The 16,971-nt window shown below is 65.5% G+C and carries 11 protein-coding genes and 1 tRNA gene; 6 read left to right on the top strand and 6 right to left on the bottom strand.

Features of this window, described 5'->3' with window-relative positions; genetic code table 11:
- Positions 1 to 62: 62 nt before the first annotated feature.
- A complete protein-coding gene (locus tag K6T56_08930) occupies positions 63 to 773 on the bottom strand; it encodes a hypothetical protein (protein ID MCL6556467.1) in 711 nt (236 codons plus the stop codon).
- Positions 774 to 789: 16 nt separating this feature from the next.
- Entirely contained in the window at positions 790 to 1,533 is a 744-nt protein-coding gene (locus K6T56_08925) for an ABC transporter permease subunit (protein ID MCL6556466.1), read from the bottom strand.
- Positions 1,534 to 1,607: 74 nt separating this feature from the next.
- Between K6T56_08925 and K6T56_08920 the strand changes: the two genes are divergently transcribed.
- Positions 1,608 to 3,368, top strand: a complete 1,761-nt coding sequence (locus tag K6T56_08920; protein ID MCL6556465.1) for a hypothetical protein — start codon at positions 1,608 to 1,610, stop codon at positions 3,366 to 3,368.
- Positions 3,369 to 3,400: 32 nt separating this feature from the next.
- Here K6T56_08920 and K6T56_08915 read toward each other — a convergent pair whose 3' ends face one another.
- Positions 3,401 to 5,380 carry a lytic transglycosylase domain-containing protein gene (locus K6T56_08915; protein MCL6556464.1) on the bottom strand — a complete coding sequence of 660 codons (1,980 nt, stop codon included), beginning with the start codon at positions 5,378 to 5,380 and terminating at the stop codon, positions 3,401 to 3,403.
- A 101-nt stretch (positions 5,381 to 5,481) separates the two neighbouring features.
- Here K6T56_08915 and K6T56_08910 point away from each other — a divergent pair, with 101 nt between their 5' ends.
- Positions 5,482 to 6,870, top strand: a complete 1,389-nt coding sequence (locus tag K6T56_08910) for an NAD-dependent succinate-semialdehyde dehydrogenase (GenBank protein ID MCL6556463.1) — start codon at positions 5,482 to 5,484, stop codon at positions 6,868 to 6,870.
- A 21-nt stretch (positions 6,871 to 6,891) separates the two neighbouring features.
- Here K6T56_08910 and ilvA read toward each other — a convergent pair whose 3' ends face one another.
- Positions 6,892 to 8,409 carry a threonine ammonia-lyase, biosynthetic gene (gene ilvA / locus K6T56_08905; protein MCL6556462.1) on the bottom strand — a complete coding sequence of 506 codons (1,518 nt, stop codon included), beginning with the start codon at positions 8,407 to 8,409 and terminating at the stop codon, positions 6,892 to 6,894.
- Positions 8,410 to 8,527: 118 nt separating this feature from the next.
- Here ilvA and rpiA point away from each other — a divergent pair, with 118 nt between their 5' ends.
- The 3 genes from rpiA (at position 8,528) to ppx (ending at position 11,466) form a co-directional block, all read left to right on the top strand.
- A complete protein-coding gene (gene rpiA / locus K6T56_08900) occupies positions 8,528 to 9,184 on the top strand; it encodes a ribose-5-phosphate isomerase RpiA (protein ID MCL6556461.1) in 657 nt (218 codons plus the stop codon).
- A 62-nt stretch (positions 9,185 to 9,246) separates the two neighbouring features.
- Positions 9,247 to 9,948, top strand: a complete 702-nt coding sequence (gene phoU, locus K6T56_08895) for a phosphate signaling complex protein PhoU (GenBank protein MCL6556460.1) — start codon at positions 9,247 to 9,249, stop codon at positions 9,946 to 9,948.
- A gap of 12 nt (positions 9,949 to 9,960) precedes the next feature.
- Positions 9,961 to 11,466: an exopolyphosphatase gene (gene ppx, locus K6T56_08890; GenBank protein MCL6556459.1), complete on the top strand. Its 1,506-nt coding sequence runs from the start codon at positions 9,961 to 9,963 to the stop codon at positions 11,464 to 11,466.
- On the opposite strand, the gene K6T56_08885 is transcribed toward ppx, so the two are convergent.
- Complete coding sequence (locus K6T56_08885; protein MCL6556458.1) at positions 11,417 to 13,147, bottom strand: hypothetical protein; 1,731 nt, start codon at positions 13,145 to 13,147, stop codon at positions 11,417 to 11,419. The genes ppx and K6T56_08885 overlap by 50 nt on opposite strands.
- Positions 13,148 to 13,521: 374 nt before the next feature.
- Positions 13,522 to 13,597 (bottom strand) — tRNA-Thr (locus K6T56_08880).
- A gap of 485 nt (positions 13,598 to 14,082) precedes the next feature.
- Here K6T56_08880 and K6T56_08875 point away from each other — a divergent pair.
- A complete protein-coding gene (locus tag K6T56_08875) occupies positions 14,083 to 16,953 on the top strand; it encodes a molybdopterin oxidoreductase family protein (protein ID MCL6556457.1) in 2,871 nt (956 codons plus the stop codon).
- Positions 16,954 to 16,971: the final 18 nt, after the last annotated feature.

The following is a 16,971-nucleotide window of genomic DNA, read 5'->3' as shown; positions in this document are numbered from 1 at the left end:
AGCTTCGTGCCACCGGCCGCGGGGTGCGCCAGCAGCGGCCGGTGGCCGTATTTCCCCGTATTTCAGCGGTGTGGTTGCGGCGAGTGTCGCATTCTCGACGGAGGTGGCGAAGTTTCGGCGGTCTCAAGCTCCAGCAGGCGCGCGCCGAGGAAGCGGCGTTCCGCCGGGTCGGTGACGCTGCCGGAGGCAAGCCAGGCGGAAAGCTCCATCCGCGCAGCCTCCACCTCGCCCAGTTCCTCGAGGAGGAAGATGGGCATCTGCCGCGCCCAATGGGGCACCGGCGGGGAATGGGTATGGGTGGCCACGGCCCGCGCGTAGTCGAGGGCAAGCGGTGTATCGTTGAGGCGGTGTTTGGCGATCAGCGCCGCGTGGGTGAGCCAGCGCCAGCGGCGGTCGGGATCAGCGGCAAAGGCACGGCGGGTGAAGGCCAGCATCCGCCGCACCCTGTCGGGGTCGGGCACCTGGCTGAAGACGTGGCTCGCGAGAAGAAGCGGCGCGTCTGCAAAGGGGTCGAGGGCAAGCAGGGTGTCGAGCCAGGCTTCCAGCCGGACGTAATCGAGCTGGGCGAAGGGGGTGGCCGCCCCCGGCGCATCGCCCACGCTCTGCAGCCACAGGGTGGCCAGGCCAGCCAGGGCGACCGGCTCGCCGAGGCTTGCCGCGCGCGCCACGGCGAGGGGCGGCGGGGCGGGCAGGAAGCCCGCTTGCGCAGGGGGCAGCGGCTCGTGGGCACGCCAGGCGATGTGGGCGGCAAGGAGCAGCAGGGCGACCAGCACGCCCCTGCGCGGACGGTCAGAGATCGCGCCGGTTGACATCGAGTAGGGTGAGGTTGATGAGCAGGGCGCAGTAGAGGGCACTCTGTACCAAGGCGGGGGTCAGGCTGCCGCCTTCCCCCAGCACACGGGCGGAAGCGGCGAAGCCATCCAGCCGCGGCAGAAGCCAGGCCAGTCCATCCACCAGGGGTGTAAGCCAGGCGCCTTGGGTGGGGTTCCAGTGGGCAAGGAGCTGGATGCCACCGATGGCCCGCGCGAGCCCATAAAAGCCCAGCGTGAGGAGGAGGGCGGGCAGCATCTGGCGCAGGCTCACGGCGGCAAAGAGGCCCATGCTGCCCACGATGAGCAATTCCAGAAACAGTGCCACCCCCCAGGCCGCTGCCCGCACAGGCGGCACGAAAAGTGCAAGGAGCAGACCCGCCATCAGGGCGAGCAGGAAAAGGACCCAGGCAAAGCCGAGGAATTTGCCGGCGCAGTAGCGGGAGCGTGTGAGGGGGAGGGAGAGGAGCAGCAGATGACCCTGTTCGTTGAACTCCCGCACCATGGCGCCGATAATGACCGTCGCCGCGATGAAGGCACCGGCAAGACGCATGGAAGCGGCGAGAAACGCCGTCTGCAGGCGCGTGCCGTCGGCGATGGCGATTTCCCGCAGAAAGAGGCTTGCACCGACGAGAAAGAGCAGGGTGGCAGCCGACCAGAGGAGGGTGCGGCCGCGCAGCGCCTCCAGGGTGGTGTGCTGGGCGATGGCGAGGACTGCTCGCATGGTGTGAAGGGAAACGGGACAGGGCGATGGTAGCAGAAAGCCGGCAGGTCGCCGGCGGGCGCAGGGAAGAAAAGATGGCCGACAGGGGGGCCGACAGGGGGGCCGAGAAGGGCGGGGCAAGTCTCGCGCAATGGACGCGGGCCTATCCCCACCTGTGGCTGGGCCTGATGCTCCTCACCCTCCATGGCGCGCTCGCCTGGGGAGTGGAAGCGTGGTGGGCACGGGCGCTTCTCCTTGCGCATCTGGGCTTTTTCCTCTTCTGGCAGCCCTTGTGGCGGCCCGACGAGGCGGTCAGCCCCGCTTCCGCCTTGGTTCTTGTCCTGCTGGCCGCGGCCCTCGTGTGGGGGGCGGGCTGGTGGACCGCCGCCCTTTGGATCGGCGTGCTGGTGGGCCTGATCGGTGGCCGCGCGCTGGGGCAGGAGGCGCGGCGGCAACGGCTTTCCGCTTTGCTTGCGGTGACCTATCTCCTGGGCATGCTCCTCGGCTGGGTGGTGCCCCACCTCTTCGCCACGGAGGCCATGCTGGGGCCGGTCACCTTCCTCATGCGCTTCGGCCTGCCCGTCTTTCCCCTGCTGCTCCTCTTCCTCGGTCGCGAGGACATGCCGGCGGACCGCGCCCACGTGGTGGACTTCATCTACAGCCTGATGCTGTTCCTCCTTGTCATGGTGCTGGTGCTGGGCAGCTTCGCTCTCAAGGTGCTGAGCGGAGAGCACTACCTCATCTCCCTGGCCGGGGCGCTGCTGGGCCTAGCCGGGTTGCTCCTGGTGCTGGCCTGGCTGTGGCAGCCGCGGGCGGGCTTTGCCGGCTTCGGGCAGCTTCTCTCCCGTTACCTTTTGAGCGTGGGCCTGCCCTTCGAGGATTGGCTACGCGATCTGGCGCGCCTCGCGGAAAGCGAGCCGGAGCCGGGAACCTTCGTCAGGCGCGCCATGGAGGAGCTGGGAAGGCTGCCTTGGATTGCCGGCGGAAGCTGGCACACCCTGGAGGAGCAGGGCGAGTTCGGGCTGCCCACCGCCCATTGCCTGGACATCCCCTTGCGCCGCCTGAGTGTGGATCTCTACACCCGCGCCCATCTGGCGCCCGCCCTCACCATGCACACGCGGCTTCTGGTGGAGCTCATCGAGTTTTTCCATGAAGCAAAACTCAGGGAGCGGGAACAGCGCCAGAACGCCTACATGCAGGCCATCCATGAGACGGGGGCGCGGCTTACCCACGACGTGAAAAACCTCCTGCAATCCCTCACCACCCTGTGCAAGGCGGCGGAATCCAGCGGCCCGGAACAGGCCGATGCCCTGCAGGGGCTCATGAAACGGCAACTGCCGCTGATCACTTCGCGGCTGGATCAGACCCTGCGCAAGCTGCGCGCGCCCCATCTGGTGAACCGGGAGGAGGCAGCCGCAAGCCAGTGGTGGGCGGCGCTCAAGACCCGCTATGGAGACGAGGAGATCGAATTCGAGTGCGAGGGGGAGCCCGATGACACCCCCATTCCGGTGGAGCTCTTCGACAGCGTGGCCGATAACCTGCTGCAGAATGCGCTGAAGAAGCGCGCAAGCCAAAAGGGCATTCTCATCCGCGTGCGCTTTTCCGCCGGCCGCTGCCTCACCGTCTGCGATACCGGTCAGCCGGTGAGCCGGGAGGCGGCGTCCCGCCTGCTCTCCGCGCCGGTTGCCTCCAGCACCGGCTATGGCATCGGTCTTTATCAGGCCGCGCGCCAGGCCGAAGCCCTCGGCTATCAATTGCGGCTGGTGGCGAACGAAGTGGGACGGGTCTGCTTCGAGCTGCGGCCGGCCCTGAAACTGGTGGTGAGTAACAGCGACAGGCGCGGCGAGAAAGCCTGACGGCGCGTGCAACAGGGACAAAGGCCCCTCGTTCAGGGTTCGTTGGCGAATTCCCCTTCGTCGCGGCTCCCCCGCCCCGGCACCACCGCCAGTCTGGCCTTCAGGGAGGTGAGCTTCTCCCCCAGGCGCAGGGCGTAGTAGGTGGCGTTGGACAGCACCTTCTTCACATAGTCGCGGGTCTCGTTGAAGGGAATGGATTCCACATAGACCGCCCCTTCCAGGGGACGCACGTCCTGCCAGCGGCGGGCGCGACCCGGCCCGGCGTTGTAGGCCGCGGTGGCGAGCACCGCGCTGCCATCGAGCCGGTCATAGACATGCTTCAGGTAGTAGGTGCCGAGAGAGAGGTTGGTTTCCAGTTCGTTGACGAGTCCCAGGTGGAAGCGGTCGAGGCCCAGCCGTTTCGCCACCCAGCGGGCGGTGGCGGGCATGAGCTGCATGAGACCGGAAGCGCCCGCAGCCGACCGGGCTACCTGCACGAAACGGCTTTCCTGACGGATGAGGCCATAGACCCAGGATTCATCGAGGCCCAGTCTGCGGGTGTAGGTTTGCATCAGATCCCGGTGCGGGGTGGGGAAACGCAGGTCGAAGTCATGCAGTTGCCGGGTGCGTTCGGCGGCGGCGATGGCCCGGTCGTAGAGATCATTGCGCCGCGCCAGTTCCGCGCTGGCAATAAGCTCCCGGTCATCCATTTGGCGGATCGCCCACTGCCACTCGCGCACCCCCTCGCTGCGCAGTCCGGCACGGAAAAAGGCGAGCGCGCGCTGGATGGCGGGCTTCTCCCGGATGGCCTCGATGTCCCCTTCGCTGGGTTTGTAGTTGGTGGCTGGTGGTGCCATGACGCTGCCCAGCTCTTCCAGTGCCAGTTGGCCGTAGTAGTGGTGTTCCCGTGACAGGGGAACCAGCAGTTCGGTGGCGGCGACGGTTTTGCCCATGGCTTTGAGCGCCCGCGCCTTCCAGTAACGCCAGACGGGTTGCCGTTGCTCCTCGGGGCTCATGGCCTCGATCGCCGCCAGCACCGTGGACCATTCCCCCACCCGGAGGGCGACGCGCACCTGCCAGGCGCGCTTGGAATCGGAAAGGGGCGCATCTTTGGCGCGGCGATACCACTCGAGGGCCACGGGGTCGAGGCGGCGCGCCGCCTGGTAGGCAAGCTCTCCCCACATATAGGCCTGGTCCTCTGGGGGAAACCCCTGGGCCAGGGTCTGCCAGCGGGAAGCCGCCTGTGTGGGGTCGGTCTGGGCCAGGCGTGTGACGGCGAATAGCACGAGTTCGCGGCTTGCGCGCTCGCCGGGATCGAAGCTTTTGCGCTCGAGGAAACGCTGGGGGTTGTCGGCGACGGCTTCCAGAGGTTTGAGCATGGCGCGGTCCCGTTCTGGCAGATAGCGGGTAATGGAACGGGCCACGCTCACATTGCCGGCCTCCAGGGCCAGGCGCAGGCGGGTGAAGACATCGTCCCGACTCAGACGGCGCGTCTCCGCCAGCCGTTCGAAGAGGGGATCGCAGCTTGCGGGAAGCGAAGCGCCGGTGAACCACAAGCGGTGGGCCTCATCCAGCGCGCTGGTGTCGGCCGGAAAAAGGGCGAGACGGGCCTGCAGGGCGTAGCAGGTGACCTCCCGGTCTTCGTTCACTAGGAGGGGATATTCGGCGGTGAAACGGCCCCAGTCCCGGCGCTTGCCCAGCACCTTCAGCCATTCGCCGCGCAGGCGGTCGGCGAGGTGGGAGTCGGGATAGGCGCTCACGAATTCTTGCACCCGTTCCGCCGGCACCTCCTCCAGGGAAAGGGAAAGCTGCCAGTAACGGGCAAGGGCGGCAAGGGGATGGCCGTCAAGCCTCTGCACTGCTTCGGCAAGACGGGTGACGTTGCGCGCCTGGTAGGCATCGCGGGCGGCGAGCACATCGTCCTCAGGCGCGGCCACCCCACAAAGGGGCAGGCAAAAGCCCAGCAGCAGGATGAGGCGTGCAAGCGCGGGGATCCAGGCGCGGATCCTATCCCTCTCTGCTATATTCACCATGAAAACTCCGCTGCCGCAGTCGCCAAAGCGTTGACCACCGGGGTGCCGCCTCGAGGATGGATGCGGCGTTCGAGGCTGTCGTCACTGTTTGAAGCTGAATTATGCCGTATGTGAGTCTCAATCCCGCCACCAACCGGGTACTGGGAAGTTATGTGAGCTGGGACAGTCATCGCCTCGCCGATGCCTTGGCGCGCGCTGCCGCAGCGCAGAAGGAGTGGGCCCAACGGAGTTTTGCCGAACGGGCCGCGGTGTTGCGCGAGGTGGCCATCCATCTGCGCCTGGCCCGTGACCGCTATGCCGAACTCATCACCCGCGAAATGGGCAAACTCCTCCGGGAGGCGCGGGCGGAAGTGGAGAAGTGCGCCACGGCATGCGAATACTATGCCCAGCACGGGGCGCTGTTCCTCCAGGACGAGCCGGTGGAGACGGACGCCGCGAAAAGCTACGTCACCTACGCGCCGCTGGGCGTGGTGCTCGCCATCATGCCCTGGAATTTCCCCTTCTGGCAGGTTTTCCGCGCGGCGGCACCGGCCCTCATGGCGGGCAACGCCGTGGTGCTCAAACATGCCTCCAACGTGCCCCAGTGTGCGCTTACCCTGGAGACGGTGTTCCGGGATGGCGGCGTGCCGGAGGGCGTGTTCACCACCCTCATGATCGAGGCGGGGGATGTCGCCGATGCCATCGCCAGCCACCATGTGCAGGCGGTGACCCTCACCGGCTCGGAGGAAGCCGGACGGCGGGTGGCCACCGTGGCCGGGCAGCACCTGAAGAAATGCGTGCTGGAGCTGGGAGGGTCCGATCCATTCATCGTGCTGGCGGACGCCGATCTCGATTTCACCGTGGAGCAGGCCGTGGCCTCACGTTTCCTCAACTGCGGTCAGTCCTGCATCGCCGCCAAGCGATTCATCGTCGTGCCGGAGATCGCCGACGAGTTCGTCGCCCGCTTGAAAAACCGCGTCGAGGCCCTGGTGGTGGGGGATCCCATGGACGAGGCGACGCACATCGCCCCCATGGCGCGGCTGGATCTGCGGGAGACCCTGCACCGCCAGGTGACGGATTCCATCGCCCAGGGGGCGGTGCCGGTGACGGGCTGTGCGCCGCTGGCTCGGGAGGGGGTCTATTACGCGCCTTCCATCCTGGATCACGTTACCGCCCGCTGCCGCGCCTATCATGAGGAGCTGTTCGGCCCGGTGGCGACCATCATCCGCGCGGCGGGGGAGGAGGAGGCGCTGGCAATCGCCAACGAAACCCGCTTCGGCCTCGGGGCCAGCATCTGGAGCCGCGACACGGCGCGCGCCGAAGCGGCGGCGCGGCGCATCGAGGCGGGCTCGGTGTTCATCAACGGCATGGTCAAGTCCGATCCACGCCTGCCCTTCGGCGGGGTCAAGGCATCCGGTTTCGGCCGCGAGCTTTCCTATCACGGCATCCGGGAATTCGTGAACGTGAAGACGGTGTGGTCGCGGCCCGTGCGGGCGCGGGCGCGCACCTGAAAGACCGCGCAGGCGCAGAGTTCAGCCGAGGAAGAGGCGGTAGGCCGGATTGTTGGACTCTTCCCACCAGGGATAGCCCAGACGCTCCAAAAATTGCGCGAAGGCCTTCTGGTCGGCGGCCGGCACCTGGATGCCCACCAGCACCCGCCCGTAATCGGCGCCGTGGTTGCGATAGTGGAAGAGACTGATGTTCCAGCCGTGGGACATGGAGTCGAGGAATTTCATCAGCGCCCCGGGCCGTTCCGGAAATTCGAAACGGAACAGCCGCTCGTCCTTCGCCTGCGGGGCATGGCCGCCCACCAGATGGCGTACGTGGAGCTTGGCCATTTCGTTGTCGGTGAGATCGAGGGCCTTGAGGCCGGCGGCTTTCAGGCGGGCGACGAGCTCCCCCACCTCGCGTCGGTCCTGCACCTGCACGCCGACGAAGACGTGGGCTTCCCGCGGGTCGGCATAGCGGTAGTTGAATTCGGTGATGTTGCGGGGGCCGAGCAGGGCGCAGAACCGCCTGAAGCTGCCCGGCGTCTCGGGGATGGTCACCGCCAGGATCCCTTCCCGCTGCTCGCCCAGTTCCGCCCGTTCCGCCACGTGGCGCAGACGGTCGAAGTTCATGTTGGCGCCGCTGGCAATGGCAATAAGGGTCTTGTCCTTCAGACGGTGGCGGGCCGCGTAGGTCTTCGCCCCGGCGATGGCAAGGGCGCCCGCGGGTTCCAGGATGGAACGGGTGTCCTCGAAGACGTCCTTGATGGCGGCGCAGATGGCATCGGTGTCGCAGAGGACGATTTCGTCCACATACTGGCGGCACAGGCGGAAGGTCTCCTCGCCCACCTGCTTCACCGCCACGCCGTCGGCAAACAGGCCCACTTGGGACAGCGCAACGCGCCTGCCCGCTTTCAGCGACTGATGCATGGCGTCGGCATCCGCCGGCTCGACGCCGACGATGCGGATGTCCGGCCGCAGCGTCTTGACATAGGTGGCAATCCCCGCAATGAGACCGCCGCCTCCCACCGGCACGAGGATGGCGTGGATGGGCTCGGTGTGCTGGCGCAGGATTTCCATGCCGATGGTGCCTTGGCCGGCGATCACCTCCGGGTCGTCGTAGGGATGGACGAAGGTGAGCCGGTGCTTGCGCGCCAGCAGCGAGGCATGGGCGAAGGCCTCGTCGTACGAATCGCCATGGAGCACCACCTGGGCGCCCCGGCTTGCCACCGCCTGTACCTTGATCTGCGGCGTGGTGGCCGGCATGACGATGGTGGCCTGGCAGTGGAGGCGTTGCGCGGCAAGGGCTACCCCCTGCGCGTGGTTGCCGGCGGAGGCGCAGATGACACCGCGTTTGAGGGCAGCCGCCGGCAGATGGGCCATCTTGTTGTAGGCGCCGCGCAGCTTGAAGGAAAACACGCTTTGCATGTCCTCGCGTTTGAGCAGGATGCGGTTGCCGGTGCGGCGGGAAAGCCCCGGGGCGGGCTCCAGCGGGCTTTCGATGGCCACGTCATAGACGCGGCTGGTGAGGATCATGCGCAGATAGTCGGGCGTGCGGGTCATCGGTTGCCGGGTGGAACCAAAGGGGGTAGTTGTTTCGCAAATGCCGCCATTTTAATTGAGAAAATCCCGTCCCGGCGCTATCCTTGCCGTTTCCCTGCATTTTTCCGGAAGGCCAAGCATGACCCAGGACGAACTCAAGCAGGCGGTGGCGCGGGAAGCCATCGCCTTTGTCGAGCCCGGTCTCATCGGTGTGGGTACCGGTTCCACCGCCAACTATTTCATCGATGAGCTGGCCAAAATCAAACACAAGATCGATGCCGCCGTGGCCAGCTCCGAAGCCACGCGGCAGCGGCTGATGGCGCGGGGCATCCGCGTCATCGATTTGAACGATGCCGGCCAGCTTCCCCTCTATGTGGATGGCGCCGACGAGATCACCGAGCATCTGCACATGATCAAGGGTGGCGGCGGCGCCCTGACCCGGGAGAAGATCGTCGCTGCGGCCTCCGACAAGTTCATCTGCATCGTCGATCACACCAAGCTGGTGGACGTGCTGGGGAAATTCCCGCTGCCTGTCGAGGTGATCCCCATGGCCCGCAGCTATGTGGCGCGGGAGCTGGTCAAACTGGGGGGGCAGCCCAAGCTGCGGGAGGGTTTCGTCACCGACAACGGCAACGTCATTCTCGATGTGCACAACCTGAATATCCTGAACCCGGTGGAACTGGAAAGCACCCTCAACCAGATCGCCGGGGTGGTCACCAATGGTCTGTTCGCGCGGCGTCCGGCGGACCTCGCCCTCATCGGCACGCCGCAGGGGGTGACCGCGTTGAAGCGCTAGGTTTGGCGGCCTGTCACCGGACGGTCACAGAGGAACGGGCAGAATGGGTGAGGAGAGGAACCATGGCTGAACACACTTCCAAACAGTTCGATGCCGAGCTGGAATCGGTGCGCTCCCGGGTGCTGCAGATGGGCGGCCTGGTGGAGGAGCAGATCATCCATGCCGTCGAAGCGCTCATCAACGGCGACCTGGAGCTGGCACAGACCGTGATCCAGAACGATCACCGGGTCAATGCCATGGAGGTCTCCCTGGACGAGGATTGCAGCCACATCATCGCCCGCCGCCAGCCCACGGCAGGGGATTTGCGCATGCTGATGATGATCATCAAGACCATCACCGATCTGGAGCGCATCGGTGACGAAGCGGCCAAGATCGCGCGCATGAGCAAGCTCATCTACGAGGCGGATCGCATTACCCAGCCGCGGTTTTCCCAGATCAAGTACATGAGCGAGATGGTCCTCGACATGCTGCGCAAGGCGCTGGATGCCTTTGCCCGTCTCGATCCCACCGCCGCCACCCAGATCGCGCGACAGGATATGCAGGTGGACGAACAGTTCCGCAGTGAGCTGAGGCACCTCATCACCTACATGATGGAAGACCCGCGCACCATCAGCATGTTCATCGACATTCTGTTTGCCGCCAAGGCCATCGAACGCATCGGCGACCATGCCAAGAACATGTCCGAATACGTGGTCTACATGGTCAAGGGCAAGGATGTGCGCCACACCAGCGTCGAGGAGATGGAGCGGGAGGTCCTGGAGTAGGGTGCCGACGCTGTGGCCGAGCATTCCGTCATCGCCGCCGTCGATCTCGGCTCCAACAGTTTCCGCCTCCAGGTGGCGCGGGTCATCGGCGAGCAGATCTATCCCCTCGATGCCCTGAAGGAAACGGTGCGGCTCGCCGCCGGCCTCACCGAAGACAAGTATCTCGACGAAGCCGCCCAGGCGCGGGCCTTGGCCTGTCTGCGACGCTTCAACGAAAGACTGCGCGGGCTGCCGCCGGAAGCGGTGCGCGCGGTTGGCACCAACACCTTCCGCGTGGCGAAGAATGCGCGGTCCTTTCTCCTCAAGGCGGAAGCTGCGCTGGGTTTTCCCATCGAAGTGGTGGCCGGGCGTGAGGAGGCGCGGCTCATCTATCTTGGCGCCTCCCACAGTTTGCCGGCCTCCTCCGTGCGCCGCCTGGTGGTGGATATCGGCGGCGGCTCCACCGAATGCATCCTCGGTCGCGGCTATGAGCCGGAACAGATGGAAAGCCTCTACATGGGCTGCGTCAGTTTTTCCCGTCGCTTCTTCGCCGACGGGCGCATCAGCAAAAGCGCGATGCAGGCAGCGGAGCTGGCCGCCCGCGTGGAAGTGCAGTCCATCGCCGCCGAATTCGCCGCCGGCCGTTGGGAAGAGGCGGTGGGTTCCTCCGGCACGGCGCGCGCGCTTGCCGACATCTGCGCGGAGAATGGCCTGAGCGATGGAGCCATCACCGCCGAGGCGCTGGATCAAGTGCGCGCCATGCTCATCCGGGCGGGGGAGGTGAGGAAACTGAAAATCAAAGGCCTTGCCGCCGACCGCGCCCCCGTCATTGCCGGCGGCTTCGCCATCATGGCGGCGGTGTTCCGCGAGCTGGGGGTGCGCCGCATGGAAGTGGCAAGCGGTGCCCTGCGGGAAGGGATTCTCTACGACCTCATCGGCCGCTTCCACCACCACGACCAGCGGGAGGCGACGGTGGTCGAGTTCATGCGCCGCTACCACGTGGATAAGCGGCAGGCGGAGCGGGTGGCGCAGACGGCGGCGCGGCTTTTCGCCGGCATTGCCAGCGCTTTTCCGGCGGAGGCGCAGCAACATCTGGAGTGGGCGGCGCGGCTGCATGAGATCGGTATTTCCATCGCCCATTCCGGCTATCACCGCCACTCCGCCTACATCCTCGCCAATGCGGACATGCCGGGTTTTTCGCGCCGGGATCAGGAACGCCTGGCGCTCCTCGTGCGTGCCCACCGCGGCTCGCTGGCCAAGGCCGCGCCGCTGGTGACGGAGGTGCAGGACTGGCCCCTCATCGCGGTGCTGCGCCTGGCAGTGCTCTTCCACAGAAGCCGCAACGATGAACCACTGCCCTCTCTTTCGCTGGCTTGGCAGGATAAGCGCGGGCAGTTGCAGGTGGATCCCCGTTGGCTTGCCGACAACCCCCTGACCGCCATGCTCCTGGAAAAGGAACAGGCGGAATGGCGCTCGCTGGGCTTGCAGCTTAACTGCGATGCCCTGGGTCGTCTGCCGCAGTCCCCTGACGGGGTTTGATCGGGGCGAAGATGACCTGGTCCATGTCGCCGTACTGGATGAGCCGGTCCAAAAGCTTCACCGTCTGCGGTTTCCCGCCGGCGAACAGATGATAAAGCTTGTGCAACTGGTAACTGCCCGGCTCCAAAAGCAGGGAGGCCTCCTCCTGCAGCCCCGCTTCCGGGGGTAGCAGGAAGGCGGGGGTGTGGTGGTAGGTCTGGGTGTCGGCCGCCGTCTCCCACACGGACAGTTCCGATTCCACGGGGCGCAGCATGACTGGCGTCGGTTTGCGCGACAGGATTTCCAGCCCCACCTCGGCGGTATCCACGCTGGGCCGCACCACGCGGCGCACGACGGCGATCGCCCAGCCTTCGTCCTGATGGATGCCCACCGCGATGCCGGGGGCGAGCCAATCGCCGGCGGGGGTGGTGATCTCGACGCCGTAACCCTTTTCGCTCACATCATGCACCACCCAGCTTTCGCAGACCTCGTTGTCGCCGGGCAGGACATGGGTGGGGCGGGCATCGAGGCGCGCCTGTTGTTGGCGGGTCTTTTCCCGCACGAAGCCGAAGATAGGGGTGCCCACCTGGCCGTCGTAGGTGAGGCTGTCGGCGGGCGTGGCGGGATTGGGCACAGGGTGAGCGCTTTGCGTCATACCCTTGTAGAGGGTGGTGAAGCCATGAATGACGCAGATCTGGAGGAAGGAGCGCGTGCGCGCGTGGTGCCGCTTGTCGAAATGCACATGCTCCGCCGAAGGGCGCGAGCGGCTCAGGCTTTGGGCAAGCCGCGCCAGGACTTCCAGGAGGTCGGCGCGGCGGTAGAGCGTCGGATCAATGATCCCCAGCAGCGCAGGCATCGCGCCCTGTTCCACCTGTTTGAGGGCCGTGACGAGACGGGGAACCGCGCCCCCCGGCCCGAAGCAGCGGGCCATGAAATGGCGTTCGGAGGTGGGGGTGAGCCGCACCGGCGTGCTGCGCCGGGAGAAATCCACGTGGAAAATGGCGGTCGCCCCCGGCAGGTCCTCCCACACGTACTCATCGGCGAGGGCGTCGATGAGGTGACGCGCCAGGGCAAGCTGCGGTTTGGTGAACTGCCTGGGCTCGGTGACCGTTGCCATGAGCAGCTTGAGCAGCTCCCGCACGAAAGTGGTCTCGGTGCCCGTCGTCGGGTTGAGTACCACGGGCAGGCGCATGAGCCCTTCGTCCTCGGCCAGCCGGATGAGACTATAGACCTCATCCCACCATTCCGCCGGCGGCGGCTGATAACGCAGCGTGAACCAATGATGCTGCAGGTCGAGGCGGCGGATGGTGCGCACGGCCAGCGTGGCCAGTTCCCGTTTTTCGCGCCGGTTGGCCAGCGATTCGGCCAGGGTGCGGAAATGGGCGTTGATGGAGGCTTCGAGGAATTCGTAGGCGGTATTCCACAGGCGCTCCTCGATTGCCTTGTGCAGGCGGGGGGATTCCACATACTGGCTGCGCAGTTTGCGCTCTGCGGCCTGGCCCGCCTGATCGAGACGATAGAGCTTGGTGGCCCGATGCTTCACCGGGGCCTCGTCGGCGAGCTGCAGGAGCCAATGGCTCAGCTCGGCAAGCAATTGTGTCGGATCGTTGACGGGAAGCTGCGCGAGCAGCGTGGTGAGCGCCTCGTCCCGTGCAAGGGGATGGTCGGGCCCTTTGGAGAAGAATTTCCTGAAGCTGATCATGGAGTTTTCGAGGGCAAGCCGGGCTGCCGGTTGGTGGTTTTTGCCTGGGCCGCCTCCGCGAACAGCAATTCCCGTGCCACGCGCGGGGCCCATGGGGCCCCGTTCCTGCCGGCTGCTTCGGCAACGGGAGCCCCCCGTTGGGACGGAAAAAGGGTCGCTGCGTTCAGGATACAACACGAGCCAGGAAAGCGTGGCGGGAGCCAACATCCCAGGGCGGACAAATTCAGCTCCTGCGGGGAGCGGGGGCGTTGGCGGCGTAGCGCGGGATGGGGCCTAAGGCCTACTCGATTGAATTGATGGGGACACTGCGGGGACAGAAAGGCGCCAAAAGCGGGGTGTGTGCCAGTGTACACTATCGCTGGACGCCTCGTTGGTGGTGCCGGCAGCAGGATTTGAACCCGCGACCTTCTGATTACAAATCAGCTGCTCTACCTGCTGAGCTATGCCGGCGGGGCGCTCATTATCCCAGATTTCCTCGTCCCCGGCGTTCGCCTGCGGGAAAAACGGCGCCGTGGTGCGGGGGTGGGAAGGCGGCCGAAACGCCTCCTGACGATCATGGTGCCTCGCCGCTCCAATGACGAGGCGGCGGTTCGCCATGGTCCCTCACCGCTGTCGTCTCCCAGAGGGGCGGCGAAACGCTGGGGTTTTTTAACCTAAACGGACAAAAAAGTCCCGTATCAGAAGCACTTATCCCCGGGATCAAAATTTCTTCATTGATAAATTAACAGATTCTTATGTACAGTCCGCCCCTCGCCCCGGCGGGCCGTGTCCAGCCTGGGCGGGGACTTGCCCGCCGCCCGAGGCTTTTCCATCGGCTATGGTGAGAAATCCGGGATTGGGCGGGCATCCCCGCGGTCGGGCGCTGCGGTTTGAGACAAAGGTGCCGCTGCGCGGCAAAGGGGCGGGCATCCGGGACGCGGAAAAAGGAAGGTTTCATGAGTGCTGTGATCAGAACGGAAAACCACGAGCGGCAGGAGATCAAATACACCACCTGTTACATGTGCGCCTGCCGCTGCGGCATTAAGGTCACCCTGGAGGACAACAAGGTCCGCTTCATCCAGGGCAACCGCAATCACCCCACCAACCAGGGGGTGCTCTGCGCCAAGGGCAACGCGGGCATCATGAAACAGTATTCCCCCGCCAGGCTGAGGAAGCCCCTCATGCGCAAGCCCGGGGCGCCGCGAGGCTCGGGGGAATTCGTGGAGATCGAGTGGGAGCAGGCGCTGGACCTGTTGACCGACCGCCTCGAACTCATCCGTTCCACCGATCCCTCCAAGCTTGCCTTCTTCACCGGCCGCGACCAGATGCAGGCCCTGACCGGCCTGTGGGCGCAGCAGTTCGGCACCCCCAACTGGGCGGCCCACGGGGGGTTCTGCTCCGTCAACATGGCGGTGGCGGGGCTTTACACCATCGGTTTTTCCTTCTGGGAGTTCGGCGCGCCGGACTGGGACTACGCCAAGTATTTCGTGCTCTGGGGCGTGGCCGAGGACCATTCCTCCAACCCCATCAAGATCGGCCTGGAGAAACTCAAGCGCCACGGCGGCAAGTTCGTGTCGATCAACCCCGTGCGCACCGGCTATTCCGCCATCGCCGACGAATGGGTGCCCATCCGGCCGGGCCACGACGGCCTGCTGGCATTGTCCATCGTGCACGTGCTGCTCTCCCGGGAACTGTTCGACTGGGAGTTCCTGGTGCGCTACACCAACGCGCCGTGGCTGGTGGTGCAAACCCCGGGGCAGAAGGGGGATGGCCTCTTTCTGCGGGATGAGGCGGGCAATCCCCTGGTCTGGGACCTGGAGAAGGAAAGCTTCGTCTCCGCCCTGGAGGCGGATATTGCGCCGGCGCTCTTCGGTGAATTCGTTGCTCCCGATGGCCGCCCGGTGAAGACGGTGATGACGCTGGTGGCGGAGCGCTATCTGGATGAGCGTTACGCACCGCGGAACGTGGCGCGGGAGTGCGGGGTGCCGGCCGAGACCATCGAGCGGCTGGCGCTGGAGATGGCCCATGTGGCCTTCAAGGAGACCATCGAGCTGGATATCCAATGGACCGATGTCTGGGGCCGCAAGCACGACAAGGTGGTGGGGCGTCCCGTGGCCATGTATGCCATGCGGGGGATTTCCGCCCACTCCAACGGCTTCCATACCTGCCGCGCCATCCATCTCATCCAGATTCTTTTGGGGGCGCTGGATGGGCCCGGCAACTTCCGCGCCCGTGCGCCGTATCCGAAACCCATTCCGCCCCATCAGCTGCCGGAAAACAATCTGGACATCATCCACGCGCCCAACACGCCGCTGGCGCGACCGCCCCTGGGTTTCCCCACCCGGCCGGAAGACCTGGTGATCGATGCCGAAGGACATCCGGTGCGCATCGACAAGGCCTATTCCTGGGAGAGTCCGCTGGCCTCCCATGGCCTCATGCACATGGTGATCACCAACGCCACCCGGCACGACCCCTACGCCATCGACACCCTGATCCTGTTCATGGCCAACATGGCGTGGAATTCCACCATGAACACCCAGCGCATCCAGGAGATGCTCCTGGAGGAGGACCCGGAGGAGTTTGGCCAGTACAAGATTCCCTTCCTCGTGGTGGTGGATGCTTTCCACTCCGAGATGGTCAACTTCGCCGACCTGGTGCTGCCGGACACCACCTACTTGGAGCGGCACGATTGCATTTCGCTGCTGGATCGCCCCATTTCCGAGCCCGACGCGGCGGCGGATGCCATCCGCCATCCGGTGGTCACGCCAGACCGGGATGTGCGTCCCTGGCAGGAAGTGCTGGTGGAGCTCGCCAGCCGACTCAAGTTCCCCGCCTTCACGAACAAGGACGGCACGCGCAAGTTCAAGGACTACAAGGACTTCATCGTCAATTTCGAACGCAGCCCCGGTGTCGGTTTCCTCGCCGGCTGGCGCGGCAAGGATGGCACCAAGTCCCTCAAGGGCGAGCCCAATCCGAAGCAGTGGGAAAAATACATCGAGAACCAGTCCTTCTTCGCCCACCACTGGCCGGACAACCAAAAATACAACCGCTTCGTCAACCGGGACTACCTGGAAGTGGCGGCGGATGCCGGCTTCGTCGGCAAGGTGGAACCCATCATCATGCAGATTTACTCGGAGCCGCTGCAGAAATTCCGGCTGGCGGGGCAGGGGCTCTACGATGGGCCACAACCCACCAGCCACACGGACCGGGAGCGGCTTGCCAAATACTTCGATCCCCTGCCCCTGTGGTACACCCCGCTGGAGCAGCAGCGCATCAATGCCGAGGAATATCCCTTCTTCGCCCTCACCCAGCGCCCCATGTTCATGTACCACAGTTGGGATTCGCAGAATGCCTGGCTGCGCCAGATCATGGCGCAAAACCGCCTCTACATGAATGCGAGAAAGGCGGCCGAGCTGGGGCTCAAGGACGATGACTGGGTGTGGGTGGAGTCCCACAACGGCCGCATCCGCTGCCAGCTCAAGACCATGGAGGGCTGCGAGGAAAACACGGTGTGGACGTGGAATGCCATCGGCAAGCAGCGGGGAACCTGGGGCCTTACCCCGGATGCTTCCGAAGCCACCAAGGGCTTCCTCCTCAACCACCTCATTTCCGAACTGTTGCCGGAAAAGCCAGGTGAGCGCCCCCTCACCAATTCCGATCCGGTCACCGGCCAGGCGGCGTGGTTCGATCTGCGGGTGCGGGTGTACAAGGCTGAAGCGACTGACGGGGAAAGCCTGCCCCAGTTCCCGCCGGTCAAACCCCTGCCCTGGGATGACGGACGGCGACCCGCGGTGCTGCGCTTTTCCGCGCGCGCCGGAGACGAATGACGCCCCCTTGAGGAAGAC

The sequence above is a fragment of the Burkholderiales bacterium genome, assembly GCA_023511995.1.
In the GTDB taxonomy this organism is placed as follows: Bacteria; Pseudomonadota; Gammaproteobacteria; order Burkholderiales; family Thiobacteraceae; genus Thiobacter.
This window is presented reverse-complemented; position numbering and strand designations above follow the sequence as displayed.

What these genes read in the sequence shown, in the direction of transcription:
- K6T56_08925 (MCL6556466.1), bottom strand. Translation starts at nt 1,533, where the DNA reads ATGCGAGCAGTCCTCGCCATCGCCCAGCACACCACCCTGGAGGCGCTG.
- K6T56_08920 (MCL6556465.1), top strand. Translation starts at nt 1,608, where the DNA reads ATGGCCGACAGGGGGGCCGACAGGGGGGCCGAGAAGGGCGGGGCAAGT.
- K6T56_08915 (MCL6556464.1), bottom strand. Translation starts at nt 5,380, where the DNA reads ATGGTGAATATAGCAGAGAGGGATAGGATCCGCGCCTGGATCCCCGCG.
- K6T56_08910 (MCL6556463.1), top strand. Translation starts at nt 5,482, where the DNA reads ATGCCGTATGTGAGTCTCAATCCCGCCACCAACCGGGTACTGGGAAGT.
- ilvA (MCL6556462.1), bottom strand. Translation starts at nt 8,409, where the DNA reads ATGACCCGCACGCCCGACTATCTGCGCATGATCCTCACCAGCCGCGTC.
- rpiA (MCL6556461.1), top strand. Translation starts at nt 8,528, where the DNA reads ATGACCCAGGACGAACTCAAGCAGGCGGTGGCGCGGGAAGCCATCGCC.
- phoU (MCL6556460.1), top strand. Translation starts at nt 9,247, where the DNA reads ATGGCTGAACACACTTCCAAACAGTTCGATGCCGAGCTGGAATCGGTG.
- K6T56_08885 (MCL6556458.1), bottom strand. Translation starts at nt 13,147, where the DNA reads ATGATCAGCTTCAGGAAATTCTTCTCCAAAGGGCCCGACCATCCCCTT.
- K6T56_08875 (MCL6556457.1), top strand. Translation starts at nt 14,083, where the DNA reads ATGAGTGCTGTGATCAGAACGGAAAACCACGAGCGGCAGGAGATCAAA.